The 13,876-nt window shown below is 33.1% G+C and carries 15 protein-coding genes; 11 read left to right on the top strand and 4 right to left on the bottom strand.

Features of this window, described 5'->3' with window-relative positions; translation table 11 throughout:
* Window positions 1-99 precede the first annotated feature (99 nt).
* The 10 genes from AC13CQ_RS06405 to AC13CQ_RS06360 all read left to right on the top strand — a co-directional run bounded on the left by AC13CQ_RS06405 (window position 100) and on the right by AC13CQ_RS06360 (window position 6,817).
* Complete coding sequence (locus tag AC13CQ_RS06405; protein WP_474506997.1) at window positions 100-591, top strand: peroxiredoxin family protein; 492 nt, start codon at window positions 100-102, stop codon at window positions 589-591.
* Complete coding sequence (locus tag AC13CQ_RS06400; protein WP_335587646.1) at window positions 591-1,127, top strand: N-acetyltransferase; 537 nt, start codon at window positions 591-593, stop codon at window positions 1,125-1,127. Before AC13CQ_RS06405 ends, AC13CQ_RS06400 begins: the two co-directional genes overlap by 1 nt.
* 13 nt (window positions 1,128-1,140) lie before the next feature.
* Window positions 1,141-2,703 carry a protein adenylyltransferase SelO gene (locus AC13CQ_RS06395; protein WP_474507008.1) on the top strand — a complete coding sequence of 521 codons (1,563 nt, stop codon included), beginning with the start codon at window positions 1,141-1,143 and terminating at the stop codon, window positions 2,701-2,703.
* 14 nt (window positions 2,704-2,717) lie between these two features.
* Window positions 2,718-3,122, top strand: coding sequence for a DM13 domain-containing protein (locus tag AC13CQ_RS06390; RefSeq protein ID WP_474506996.1), 405 nt, complete (start codon window positions 2,718-2,720; stop codon window positions 3,120-3,122).
* Window positions 3,119-3,364, top strand: coding sequence for a hypothetical protein (locus tag AC13CQ_RS06385; protein ID WP_008611350.1), 246 nt, complete (start codon window positions 3,119-3,121; stop codon window positions 3,362-3,364). Before AC13CQ_RS06390 ends, AC13CQ_RS06385 begins: the two co-directional genes overlap by 4 nt.
* A gap of 25 nt (window positions 3,365-3,389) precedes the next feature.
* Entirely contained in the window at window positions 3,390-3,683 is a 294-nt protein-coding gene (locus AC13CQ_RS06380) for a DUF427 domain-containing protein (RefSeq protein WP_008611349.1), read from the top strand.
* 3 nt (window positions 3,684-3,686) lie between these two features.
* The gene (locus AC13CQ_RS06375) at window positions 3,687-4,190 is read left to right on the top strand and encodes a peptide-methionine (S)-S-oxide reductase (protein WP_474506995.1); all 504 of its coding nucleotides are present in this window, start codon (window positions 3,687-3,689) and stop codon (window positions 4,188-4,190) included.
* Window positions 4,191-4,349: 159 nt separating this feature from the next.
* Window positions 4,350-5,576, top strand: a complete 1,227-nt coding sequence (locus AC13CQ_RS06370; RefSeq protein ID WP_474506994.1) for a bifunctional alpha/beta hydrolase/OsmC family protein — start codon at window positions 4,350-4,352, stop codon at window positions 5,574-5,576.
* A 3-nt stretch (window positions 5,577-5,579) separates the two neighbouring features.
* Window positions 5,580-5,855 (top strand): hypothetical protein, encoded by a 276-nt coding sequence (locus AC13CQ_RS06365; protein ID WP_474506993.1) that lies wholly within the window; start codon window positions 5,580-5,582, stop codon window positions 5,853-5,855.
* Window positions 5,855-6,817, top strand: a complete 963-nt coding sequence (locus AC13CQ_RS06360) for an aldo/keto reductase (RefSeq protein ID WP_474506992.1) — start codon at window positions 5,855-5,857, stop codon at window positions 6,815-6,817. Before AC13CQ_RS06365 ends, AC13CQ_RS06360 begins: the two co-directional genes overlap by 1 nt.
* A gap of 7 nt (window positions 6,818-6,824) precedes the next feature.
* On the opposite strand, the gene AC13CQ_RS06355 is transcribed toward AC13CQ_RS06360, so the two are convergent.
* The 4 genes from AC13CQ_RS06355 to AC13CQ_RS06340 form a co-directional block, all read right to left on the bottom strand.
* The gene (locus tag AC13CQ_RS06355; protein ID WP_474506991.1) at window positions 6,825-7,886 is read right to left on the bottom strand and encodes a transporter substrate-binding domain-containing protein; all 1,062 of its coding nucleotides are present in this window, start codon (window positions 7,884-7,886) and stop codon (window positions 6,825-6,827) included.
* Window positions 7,887-7,983: 97 nt separating this feature from the next.
* A complete protein-coding gene (locus tag AC13CQ_RS06350) occupies window positions 7,984-8,871 on the bottom strand; it encodes an alpha/beta fold hydrolase (RefSeq protein WP_474506990.1) in 888 nt (295 codons plus the stop codon).
* Entirely contained in the window at window positions 8,855-9,619 is a 765-nt protein-coding gene (locus tag AC13CQ_RS06345) for a UDP-2,3-diacylglucosamine diphosphatase (protein ID WP_474506989.1), read from the bottom strand. The genes AC13CQ_RS06350 and AC13CQ_RS06345 overlap by 17 nt, the downstream gene beginning before the upstream one ends.
* Before the next feature lie 103 nt (window positions 9,620-9,722).
* A complete protein-coding gene (locus AC13CQ_RS06340) occupies window positions 9,723-10,175 on the bottom strand; it encodes a 6-pyruvoyl trahydropterin synthase family protein (protein WP_040879503.1) in 453 nt (150 codons plus the stop codon).
* A 375-nt stretch (window positions 10,176-10,550) separates the two neighbouring features.
* Between AC13CQ_RS06340 and AC13CQ_RS06335 the strand changes: the two genes are divergently transcribed.
* Window positions 10,551-13,871, top strand: coding sequence for a SusC/RagA family TonB-linked outer membrane protein (locus AC13CQ_RS06335; protein ID WP_474506988.1), 3,321 nt, complete (start codon window positions 10,551-10,553; stop codon window positions 13,869-13,871).
* Window positions 13,872-13,876: the final 5 nt, after the last annotated feature.

Raw genomic sequence — 13,876 nt, 5'->3', positions numbered from 1 at the left:
ACTTAGATTATTTAACATTTTGAGCACCTAAGAGTTTATCTTTTAGGTGCTTTTTATTCCAAATAAGTGTAATCATTTTAAAAAGAAAGGGAATGAATAATGAGCAATCAAAATGAAGACAAAACAATATTTAATGCTCCAGCATTTGATGTAAATTTATGGATAGATGCTGATGGAAATAAAACAAATCCCATTGAGTTGTCCGATTTTCAAGGAAAATTCAAAGTAATATATTGTTTTCAAAGTTGGTGCCCAGGCTGTCATAGTCAGGGACTTCCAGCCTTACAGAAAATGGTAGAAGCATTAAAAAACAAGGATGAGGTAGAATTTTTAGCCATTCAAACCGTTTTTGAAGGACATGATGCTAATACTTTTGAAAAAATGGTAGAAACGCAGGCTAAATACAATTTAAAGATTCCTTTTGGACATGATCCTGGAGATGAGACTACAGGAAATCGTTCTAAAATCCTAATTAATTACCAAACGGGGGGAACACCTTGGTTTATTTTTATTGATAAGCATGATAAGGTAGTTTTTGCAGACTTTCATTTAAATGTGGAGAATGCGATTGAATTTTTAAAAACAGTTTAATGAAAAAAAATATTCCTATAATTAAATTATACGGAGCAGAAGGTTGTCATAAAACGCGCTACTACCAATTATTGTTGGAAGCGCGTGGACTTCCTTTTCAATTTTTGGATGTAGAAAAAAATGAAGATTATGCTGAGGAACTAAGAAGTTTGTATGAATCTGGGAAATTAAATTTTCCAACAATTACAATTGGATCAAAAAAGTTGAGAAATCCTAATAAAGAGGAACTCAATAAATGGATTAATAAGCTAATACCGTCAATTTTGGATGTACAACATGATAAAGTAAATAATGCGTATCTTTTAGCTATTAATGAGGAAATAGCAAAAGTTGAATATCAACTTAAAAATGGTAAAATGTATTTAATTCATTCTGAAGTTCCGATACAATTAAGAGGTAGAGGAATAGGAAAAGAATTGGTAGAAAAAACATTTGAAAAATTAACTAAAGAAGGTTATAAAGCAGTTGCTGTTTGTTCTTATGTTAAAGCTGTAGCTAAGAGAAGTGATAAATGGAAAGAAATAATAGAATTTTAAGAAAGTGAATACTATACAACTAAACATACAAGATACTTTTAATAAAGAACTCCCAGCAGACCCTATTTTAGAAAATTCAAGAAGGCAAGTTAAAGAAGCTTTCTTTTCATATGTTACTCCCAAAAAAACGACAGCGCCAGCGTTACTCCATGTGTCGGATGCTATGTTGCAAGCGCTTGGGATATCTGAGGAGGAAAAAAAATCGGATGCCTTTTTAAAAATTTTTACTGGAAATGAGGTGTTGGATAACACCAAGCCTTATGCTATGTGCTATGGCGGACATCAATTTGGGAATTGGGCAGGACAACTTGGAGATGGTCGCGCTATTAACCTTGGAGAAGTAGTTCACAATAATAAGCGGTGGGCAATCCAATTAAAAGGCGCTGGAGAAACGCCATATTCTAGATCTGCTGACGGACTTGCAGTATTGCGTTCTTCAATTCGAGAATATTTGTGTAGCGAAGCAATGTTTCATTTAGGAGTTCCAACTACAAGAGCCTTGTCTCTTGCGCTTACTGGAGATGAGGTATTAAGAGATGTGCTTTATAATGGAAATCCAGCTTATGAAAAAGGGGCTGTAGTTTGTAGGGTTGCACCTTCATTTATACGATTCGGGAATTTTGAAATTTTTGCAGCAAGGGGAGATCATGAGAATTTAAAAAAGCTAGCCGACTATACCATAAAACATTTTTATCCGTATTTAGGTACTCCTTCAAAAGAGGTTTATATTCAGTTTTTTAAAGAAGTAGCAATCCAAACTTTAGAAACGGTTTTGCATTGGCAACGAGTTGGCTTTGTACACGGAGTTCTTAATACAGATAATATGTCTATTCTAGGTCTTACCATAGATTATGGGCCTTATGGTTGGCTTGAAGGATTTGATTTTGGATGGACGCCCAATACAACAGATGCTACTAATAAAAGATACCGTTTTGGAAATCAACCAAATATTGGACTTTGGAATTTGTATCAGTTGGCAAATGCTATTTATCCGTTAATTGATGAAGTAGAAGGGTTAGAAAAAATACTAAACGACTATAAGGTAGATTTTGAAGAAAAGTCTTTAGAGATGATACGAAGTAAGCTTGGATTAGAGCAAAACGAGGAGGAAGATTCTCGCTTAATTCTTCAATTAGAAGAAAATTTAGAATTATCAGAAACAGACGTGACGATTTTTTTCAGAAATTTGAGTAAATTTACGAAAGAAAAAAATGGGAGTGGGGTAGACATAGTAAAAGAGGCTTTTTATTCTTCGGAAGAAATTCAAGGAGAAATTCTTGAAAAATGGAACACTTGGTTTACTTTTTATAGAAACCGATTGAAAAAAGAGCGCTTATCTGATGAAGCTAGAAAAGAGAAAATGAATAATGTAAACCCTAAATATGTATTGAGAAATTATATGGCTCAACTAGCAATAGAGAGTGCCGATAAAGGCAATTATTCTTTGATAGAAGAGTTATATCAATTACTAAAAAAACCGTATAATGAACAACCAGACAATGAGAAATGGTTTGTTAAACGCCCTGAATGGGCACGCCATAAAGTAGGTTGTTCCATGTTATCGTGTAGTTCTTAACCAAAAATAAAAAAATGAAAACAACCGTATTAACACTATTACTAATAGTTATGACCAATGCTGAAGGAATTGCTCAAAAAGGAAATCAATGGGTAGATAAGGTATATAGTATTAGAGGGAATTGGAGCGTTCAGAAAGAAAATAAAGAGATGTACTTTGTACTTGGAGGGGATTTTTACACCTTGGCTGGTCCAGATTTAAAGTTATATCTCTCTCAAAAAGAGATGAGTGAAATTAACAACAGAGATGCTATCGACAAAGAAGGAGGCGTTTATGTTGCAAGTTTAAAGTCGAATAAAGGGGCGCAGAAGTATAAATTTCCGCCAGATGTAAATATGGCAGACTATAAATCTTTGGTAATACATTGTCAGAAATTTTCAGTTGTTTGGGGAGGTATTGATTTAATGGATGAAGAGTGATACTTGAAAAAATAAAAAATTTACCTCTTGGTTATTCTGAAGTTGAATATCAACAGAAAAAATATGGAGTAACTAGAGCCGATTTTAATGATGGTAAAAGCATTAAAATCTATGCTAAAGAGCTTGGAGGAAATGATTTTATTAGTTTGAATTATTATATAACAAGTAAATCTGAAAATTTAAAACCTTGTGAAATGCCTGAACAAAAAGTGATTCATTTTTTAAATAATTATAAAGGGTAGAAATTAAAAAACAATAATAATTAAAATGAAATACAGAGCAAGTTGGAATGGAGAAATTTTAGCTGAAAGTAGTGAGATTAAAGAGATAGAAGGAAATAAATATTTTCCTCAGAATAGTCTTAACAAACAATTTTTTAAGGAAACAGAAACACATACTACTTGTTCTTGGAAAGGAAAAGCATCTTATTTTAATATTGATGTAGCTGGTAAGACTAATAAAATGGCTGCATGGTATTATCCAAATCCAACGCCATTGGCAAAAGAAATTAAAGATTATGTAGCCTTTTGGAAAGGGGTAGAAATAACAGAAGAAGGATAGTAAATGAATGAAATAGCACTTAGCGGGAGCTGTTATTGGTGTATGGAAGCTATTTACCAGTCGCTTGTAGGAGTGAAAAAAGTAGCGCAGGGGTTTGTAGCTTCAAAAGAGTATAAAGACCAATTTTCTGAGGCTATTATTGTTCATTTTATTCCAGATGAAATTTCTTTAAAAACGCTTATAGAAATTCACTTACATACCCATAAAAGCACTGTTAATCATAGTTGGAGAGATGCTTATAAATATGCAATCTATACTTTTTCAGAAGAGCAGAAAGATAAATCGATGGAGGTTTTAGAGTTGTTACAGAAAGAATTTTCAGAAGAAATAATTACCAAGGTATATAGTTTTGAAAGCTTCAAACCTTCTGAAGAAATGTTTCATAATTATTATTTCAGTAATCCAGAAAAGCCGTTTTGTAAAAGCTACATCAATCCTAAATTGAAAAAGTTATTAAAAGAATTTTCTGAATTTACAAATAAAGAAAAGTTAGAAAGCACTTTATAAAACTGATATATGCAAAGCCTTATTGAGGGATTTATTATAGCCAAAATAAATGCTTCCACAAAAGAAGATGAATAAAGCGAAGGCTTTTTAAGAGGTAGTGCTTGAGTGCTTAATTATGTAATATTCTAAAAAATAAATGTTTAACTTAATTTTATTCGTGTGAAAAATTCAAAGCTAGATATTATTAATAAAAAGGGATATAAGTTACAAGCTTATTTAGAGCTTCCTGCAAACCAAAAACCTAATTATTATGCAATTTTTGCGCATTGTTTTACATGTAACAGCAGTTTTGGTGCAGTACGTAATATAAGTAGGTCGCTTACAAATTTTGGCTTTGGAGTAATACGTTTTGATTTTACGGGTTTAGGGCGAAGTGAAGGAGAGTTTGCGGAAAGTCACTTTTCTGCAAATGTTGATGATTTGCTGGCTGTGAATCAGTTTGTAAAAGAAAATTATGCCGAACCTTCACTATTGGTAGGTCATTCTCTTGGAGGGGCAGCGGTTTTAGTGGCTGCATCTATGTTGGATTCGGTAAAAGCGGTAGCAACTATTGGAGCACCAGCTTCGATTTCCCATGTTAAGCAGTTGTTTTCTCATCAAATTGAAGACATAGAAAAGAAAGGAGATATTGAAGTAAACATTGGAGGGAGACCTTTTACAATTGATAAGGATTTTGTGGAAGATTTTGATAAGAAAAACCTTCCAGAAATTGTAAAATCCTTAAGAAAGCCTTTATTAATTATGCATGCTCCTTTTGATAAGAAGGTTGGGATTGAGAATGCACAAGAATTGTATCATAATGCAATGCATCCAAAAAGTTTTATCAGTTTAGATGATGCAGATCATCTTTTGTCGGAGACGAAAGATAGTGAGTATGCAGGAAATATAATTGGAATGTGGACACAACGTTATTTCTCTTCAGAAGAAAATAAAATGTTAAGTCCAAATGGCGAGCAATTAGTAGCTCATTTAAACTTAAAAGAAGATAATTTCACTACTAATATACAGACAAAAAATCACGCCTTTATTGCAGATGAACCCCAAAGTTTTGGTGGAGATGATTTTGGGCCAGGCCCCTACGATTATTTAAGCGCTGGATTGGCTGCTTGCACAACCATGACGATAAAACTTTATGCAGAAAGGAAAGGATGGCCGCTGGATGAAGTATTTGTATATATAACACATTCAAAAAAACACAGCGACGATTTAAAGGTAGATGTAGAAAAACCTGGACGGATTGATTATTTGTCCAAGAAATTAAAATTTGTAGGAAATTTGGATGAAACCCAACGGAATAAATTAAAAGAAATCGCCTCGAAATGTCCTGTTCATAGAACATTACAGAATGAAGTGATTATTGAAACAGAAGAAATTAAAAATCAATAAAAAATGAAAGAAAGTATTGTTGATAGTGTAAAAAGGTATTTTAAGAGTAAAGAAAATAATGATTCTGTAGGGAAATCTCCAGAAGGAATTTGCCCAAACTGTTGGGGAAGCCAAGAATGGGAAGGGCAGTTTTATGAGCTTATGAGAGCCAAAGACGTAAACCCACTTCATGATAATTATAATAATTTCATCAAAGAATTTGTTACTCAACATATAAGTGGTATTATTTTGGACGAACACTCGTATACATGTGTTACATGCCAAATAAAGTATGATTAATGAGTGGAAATAAGACAAAAATAGGTTTAGGTTTAGCAGCGCTTGGACGTCCAGAATATATTAATGTAAATAATTCGGTTGTAGATAATAAGTCAGAAAAAGCTTTTAAAAATAATGCATTTGAAGTTTTAGATCAAGCTTATAAATTGGGAATTCGTTATTTTGATACTGCTCCTTCTTACGGAAAGGGAGAAGCTTTTTTGTATGAATGGAATGTTAAACACGGCTACACAGATGTTGTTTTGGGTACTAAATGGGGCTATACATATATGGCAGACTGGGAACTTGGATATGCTGGAAAACATGAAATTAAAGAACATTCTTTATCAAAATTAACCGAGCAATGGGAAGTTTCTAAAGTGTTATTACCACAGCTTAAGTATTATCAAATACATTCCGCTACCTTAGAAAGTGGGGTTTTATTCAATAAGGACGTTCTAGTTAAGCTTTCTAAATTAAAAAGAGAATTTGGATTAAAAATAGGCTTAACATCTAGCGGAATTAATCAATCTGAAGTTATAAAAACTGCATTAAGTTTAGAGATAGATGGTATAGAATTATTCGATAGCTTTCAAGTAACATATAATATATTTGAACAGAGTGTTTTCAATATTTTAAAGGACGCAATAAAGAAACAAAAAACTGTTATTATAAAAGAAGCTTTGGCCAATGGAAGAGTTTTTAAGAATGAGAGTTATCCACATTATTCTGATTTATATGAGCTTTTAAAAACACTTTCTAAAAAATATAATGTAGGGTTGGATGCCATTGCTTTGCGTTATGTTATGGATAGTATAGAACCTTCCATTGTTTTGAGCGGAGCCTCTTCTAAGTCTCAATTAATAGATAATTTGAAAGCATATACTTTTGAATTATCTGAAGCGGAAATTGCACTATTAACTAAGCATAAAATTGCTGTAAATGAATATTGGGAGGAAAGAGCTAAGTTAGATTGGCATTAAGAATGAATTACCGATTAACCCATTCTTTTATAATTTTATTAATTTCACCGCTTTCCTTTAGTCTTAATATTTCAATATCAATCTGTTTTTTTAATGCATTTGCTTCAGGAAAAGCAAAGCCATAATGTTGAGGTAAAATACCCTTTTTACTTAAAAGAAACCCTTCTTTTTTACTATTCTTAAAGATGTGTTCTAAGGGTACAATATCATAAACTAATGCATCTACATCACCATTTATTAATTTTTTATAACCTTCCTTGGCATTTGTTACAATTACCGTTTCTCCTCCAAAGATATTAATATTGTCTATTAACTTTTGATTGGATGGCACGGCAACTTTTTTACTTTCAAGATGTGTAAGAGAAGTAATAGTTTTTCCTTCCTTGGATGTAATAGAGAGTGTTGTAGCAATTCCAGCCACAAAAGAAGTAGCCATAATAAGAGATATAATCATCCAGCTTCCTATAATAAACCTACCTAAAATGGTTTTTGGAGCATAATCACCATATCCAACAGTTGTCATCGTTACAATAGCAAGCCAAATACCAGTTCCTATTCCTTTTATAGCGCTATCACCATACTCTGCTCCCATATGTTTTCCTTCGGCAAGCCAGAATAATATTCCAACAATGGTAAGTACCAATAGCAAACCAAGCACGGCATACAAAAAAGTTGTACTAAAAAATGGCTGAATACGTTCCCAAAAAGTTAAATCTAGTACAGGAGCTAGAATAGCCATTTCTGTATCAAAATAAGGCTGAGAGAAAGTAGCATGTTGAGCCCGATTAGAATTAATGGTTATTGGGCCAATAAAAATATCAATTTTATTGTTTTTTACTGCAAGTAAGCCAGAATCAATTGTTTTGTATGGATATAGCTTATATTTAAAATCCTCATTAAATGCTATTTCTCGCCACACATCTACAATTATTCCTTTTGGAGTTTCATTAGTATATACAAAAGGCTCAGACCCACCATAACCAACCCGTAAAATACTGTCGTTAACCGATTGTGGATATAAGTTAAGAATGCTTATAGCGGATAAAAGTAAAAAGAAGAGAAAGCGCATTGTAGTTTTATTTTATTCAAAAGTATAAAATTCCTTGGGATGCAGAAAAAAATCTACTGATTTAGATTGTAATTAGAGATAATTATAAATTAAATAACTATTGAATATTTTGGATTAGAGAGTCAATTTCTTTTATAATAAGTTGTTGTTTTGTCCATGGAATAAAATGATTTTCATTTGGAAGTGTTATGGAATTTAGGAGTGTTTTTGGAAAATAATCCTCAACATATTCCATGTTTTTATAGGGAGCTAAAAAATCCTTTTTTCCATGTAGTATAAGCACAGGAACTGGTATTTTTTTCCATAAACTTTCCATAGTTTTTAATTCTTCGGCATGAGCATATTTTTCATCGGCTGCTACTACAAAAGCTCTTGGGACTAACCAACGGGTAGCTTTCCATTTGGCAAAATTTCCAACCCAAAAATATTCTTCTGAATTTGGATCTATTGCTGGAGAAAGCATAACTATGTCTTTTATTTTATTATTTTTTAATGCTGAGAGTGCAGCAATTGGTCCTCCATAAGAATGTCCTACAACAATTACATTTTTCAAATCTAAAGCCTGGATTATTTCATCTACAATTAAGGCTTGTTTTTCTATGGAGGGAAGCGACTTTCCAAAACCAGAATAGCCATAACCGGGACGATCGAACGTAATTAGTTTGGCGTTTTTTAATAAGGAAGAATCTTTTAGATACCCATAAAAAGCGTTTCCAGAGCCTGGAGCCCCATGAATAAATAAGACTGTATTTTTTTTAGAATTTCCTGTTTGAATAACCCTTACTTTAGAAGAAATTATGTTTGAAGGGATGTATTTTATAGAAGCAGAAACTTCCGATTTTTTAAAAAAACGTAGTGTTTCTTTATCGGATGTTCTAAATTGAAAAAAGAAATGAGAAAAAACACATAAAACAACCACAAACAGCGCAAAGAGAAAACGCTTTCTTTTTAAAGGGTGTTTTTTATGGTTATTTCTGTATATCATAAGTTTTTAGTCGGAGTTCGGTTCCGTCAAATTCTGCGTAGGTATAATAATGTATCCAGTCTCCTAAATTTACATATTTACTATTGTTATTCAAATCTATTTCAAGAGGTAAGTGTCGGTGTCCAAATACAAAATAATCGCGGTATTCACTTTCTAGTTTTCGTTTGCAATATTGCACAAGCCATTCATTCTCTTCGCCTAAAAATTTAATATCCTCATCTCCAGAAATAAGTTTGTTTTTTACCGACAGATATTGTGCTAATTTAACACCTAGATCTGGATGTAGCCATCTAAAAAACCATTTAGCAACAGGATTAGTAAATACTTTTTTCATGCGTTTGTACCCTTTGTCGCCTGGGCCTAGACCATCTCCGTGACCGATGAAAATTTTTTTATTGTTAAAAGTAAATTCTTGAGGAGTATGATAAACAGGAATATTGAGTTCTTCTTCAAAATAACCATCCATCCATAAATCGTGGTTACCAACAAAATAATAGATTGGGATTCCGGCATCTGTAATCTCTGCTAGTTTTCCAAAAGTTCTAGAAAACCCTTTTGGAATTACTGTTTTATATTCAAACCAAAAGTCGAATAAGTCTCCTAATAAAAAAATAGCTGCTGCATCTTGCTTTACTTCGTCGAGCCAAGCAACAAATTTTTTTTCACGGATTGCACTTTCTTTTCGAGTAGGTGCTCCTAAGTGGTTATCTGATGCGAAATATACTTTTTTACCTTCAGGAATATTCATTCTTTGTATTTAAAGATGTAAAGATAGAAAAATTGTTTTTGCGTTAGGGGTTGAAGCAAGCTACCGTGTAGCGCGGAAAACCCGACCCTTTTGGGGTAACGCCCTAGTTATTATCTGTAGCGTACCATTCGGCAAACGAGGTTTCTGTTTCTTGTAGTTTTAAGGAGTGCAGTTGGATATGCTCAGGAAGTCTTTTTTTAATTTTTTCAGCAAAATCTATGACCATATTTTCACTTGTAGGTTGATAATCAACCAAAATAACATTGTGTCCACGAGTAGAGAGTTCTTGCGCTAATTCTACGTGAGGAGTGTTTTTATTAAATACGGTAGCATGGTCAAAAACATCAACAATATCTTCTTTAACTATTTTTTTTAGATCTCCAAAATCTATCACCATTCCTAATTTAACATTGGCAGTATCGGTTATTGGAGTACCAATAACTGTAACAGAAAGTTTATAGCTATGCCCATGTACGTTTCTGCATTTGCCATCATAGCCATATAGGGCGTGCCCAGTTTCAAAGTTAAATTGTTTAGTTATACGTATGTTGCTCATTACCTTTGGTTCTTTATGCAAAGATAGGGAGTTTTTATGGGTTTTGTTTTTTATCGGTTACGGATGTTCATAGAAAATTTACCACATAATGTTATCGATTACATATATTCATTAAAATCAGTATAAGCATTAATTATTTAGCTTTAAAAACGTTTATTTCGTATAATATTGGCGCTATTTTTATGTGAATATTAAAAAAATGCTATCAAAATTTGGAAATTTGTAATTTATAAATATATTTGTGCAATCGATTACATGAAATTGTGCTTTACTGCAATCAAAACTTATAGTCAAATAGACTATTTTTTCATAAAACGGTAAGGATGGAATTTTTGAAGTCGAATAAATAAACTAGCTAACCAAAAAATAACTTTTATGACAAACCTAAACTTTTTAAGTTGCTACAGCTCTTCGTTGAGTTTAAGCAATGTTCAAAGTCCTCCTAAAGAATGGTGGTGTTTTTCAATACTGCTTTTTTTTATGTTTTTTACTACAACGATTGCGTCCCAAGAGCTTAATGTAATTGGGCAAGTAAGTGCAGCAGATATTTCTGACCCTTTACCTGGCGTTACAGTTATTGAAAAAGGAACCAGTAATGGGGTAGCCACAGATTTTGATGGGAATTATAATATTACAGTTTCTAACCCTAGTGCTACCTTAATTTTTTCATACATCGGCTATATTACCAAAGAAGTAGCGGTGAATGATCAGTCGGAAATTAATGTTAGTTTAGAAGCCGACGTTAATCAATTAGATGAAGTTGTTTTGATTGATTATGGTTACGGAAAAGTAAAGAGGCAAGATATGACAGGGTCCGTAGCGACCATGTCTGCCAAAGAAATTTCTAAGATTCCAGTTTCTAGTGCAGCTGAAGCACTCTCGGGAAGACTTCCAGGAGTAAATGTAACCACAGCCGATGGAGAGCCTGGAGCAGATATTAAAATTAGAGTTCGTGGAGGTGGATCTATTACCCAAGATAACTCTCCATTATATGTTGTGGATGGATTTATTGTAAGTAGTATTAACGATATTCCGCCAAACGATATTGCAAATATAGATGTACTTAAAGATGCAGCAGCAACTGCTGTTTATGGAGCGCAAGCTTCTAATGGAGTTATTGTAATTACTACAAAATCTCCTATTGCTGGGAAAGTTTCTATTTCTTATAACAATTTCTTTCAATTTAATACACTTCCAGAAGATAGACGTTATGAGGTGTTATCTCCTTATGAATATGTGCTGGCAAATTATGAGTATGCTAAACTACAAGGACAATCATCTGTTGATAATTTTGAAAAGTATTTTGGAAAATATGATGATATAGAATTGTATAAATCTAAGCCAGGAACCGATTGGCAAGATGAACTTTTTGGAGGATCGCGTTTATCTCAATATCACAATATCGCAATTAGCGGGGGTACAGATATGACCAAAATGAGATTGAGTGTTTCTAGAAATGACGATGAAGGACTTTTAACAGGTTCTGCATATGAGAGAACAGCAGTTAACTTTAAATTGAACCAGAAATTAGCAGATCCACTACGCTTAGATGTGTCTACCAGAATTACAAACTCTGTTATAGATGGAGCAGGAACATCTAACAATGCGCAATTAAAAATTAAAGATGCAGTGCAAGCAAGACCTGTAAATGGTATTGCAGATGAATTGGAAATAGATTTAAATCAACCTAATAATGATGACGATTACCAGCAGTTCTTATTGAGTTTAGTAGATCCTACAGAACTTGTTAAACAGGATTGGCGTAAAAGAACGGAAAATAGTTATGTATTGAATGCAGGTTTGACATGGTCTATTTTTTCTGATTTAGACTTTAAAACAACTTTTACAACCGAAAAGAAATTTAGAGAAGACCTTCGTTTTTATGGTCCTTTAACAGGAGAATCTTTTAACAATGGTGGGAGTATGCCTTTGGGACAAAAAGATAATAGGGAGAACGATTCTTATAGATGGTTAAATACTTTGAACTATAAAAAGAATTGGGGAGAAGATTATAAATTAGATTTCTTATTAGGTTTTGAAATGTCTTCTGCGGGAGGAAAAAGAAGCTTTATTCGTGCAGAAGATTTTAGACTTTCTATTACTCCAGAAGAGTTGTTTGCAAACATGGCTTTTGGTCGTGTAGATAGATTATTAACCTCAGAAGATACCGATGTAAATAGGCGTTCTTTATTTGGAAGATTAGATTTCCAACTTCAAGATAAATATATCTGGACACTTACTTTTAGAGGGGATGAATCGAGTCGTTTTGCAAAAGATAACCGTTTAGGGATTTTTCCAGCATTGGCATTTGCTTGGAAATTAAAGAATGAAGATTTCTTAAAAAATGCTGATTTTATAGACGAATTAAAACTGAGAATTACCTACGGAGAAACAGGGAACGACAGAATCGACCCAACAGCTACACAATTCTTATTTGGCGCAACAACCAACAGAGGTCCTGGTTTTGGAAATATAGATAATGTGTATTACACACCTAGTAGTGATGTGCTTTATAATCCAGATTTAAAATGGGAAACTACTGTTACCAATAATATAGGGTTGGATTTTGCCTTCTTTAATAGTCGTTTAAGAGGTAGTTTTGATTACTACAAAAACGAAACAAGGGATTTACTATTAGAATCTGCTATTCCAAATAATACAGGTTTTGAAAATCAATGGGATAATGTTGGTTCTACTTCAAATCAAGGGGTTGAGCTTGGTCTTAATTCCTATATTATTGAGAATACAGATTTTAGTTTATCGGCTAATTTTAATATTGGAGCTAATACCTTTAAAATAGAATCTTTAGATGGAACCAATGAGCGTTTCTTTAGATCAAATTGGGCAAGTACCGATTTAAATAATATCAACGATTATTACTTACAAGTAGGAGGTAAAGTTGGAGATATCTACGGATATGTAACCGATGGAATGTATACCGTAAACGATTTTGAAAGTTATGATGAAGCTTCTGGAGATTACATTTTAAAAGACGGAATAGCTTCTTCTGGAGGTGTTGTAGGAAATACAAACATTCGTCCAGGATTCTTAAAATTGAAAGATCTTGATGGAAATGGAGAGATTAATGCAGACGATAGACAAGTTATAGGTAATGCATTGCCAGACTTCCAAGGAGGTTTTGGAGTGAATGCCCGTTACAAAGGGTTTGATGTATCTATATTTTTTAATTATCAATATGGAAATGATGTTTATAACACAGGAAAAATTCAATATAACCAATTCCGAAGAGTTACTTACGGTAATATGTTGAATACCATGAATTCTGACAATCGTTTTACGTATATCGATATAGACGGACAATATACCGGAACACCAGGAGGTGTAGTAACAGATTTAAATCAGTTACAGCAATTAAATGGCGATAAAGATATTTGGTCTCATGCCAGTCATGGTATCGCAGGAGCAGTTGTTCATTCATGGGCAATAGAAGACGGTTCTTTCCTTAGATTAAACAACCTAACATTTGGGTATAATTTCCCAAAACAATGGATTTCTAAAGTGGGTTTAAGTCAATTTAGACTTTTTGCTACCGGAAGAAACTTACATATCTGGACAAATTATTCAGGTTATGATCCTGAAGTGAGCTCATCGGGCGGAGGATTAACTCCTGGAGTAGATTATTCTTCTTTTCCTAGAAGCCGTTCGTATACTATAGGTCTTAACTTAACTTTTTAATGGTC

Source organism: Galbibacter sp. L-19 (assembly GCF_056857615.1).
Note: the sequence above shows the minus strand (reverse complement) of the source record. Positions and strands in the feature narration are given on the sequence as shown.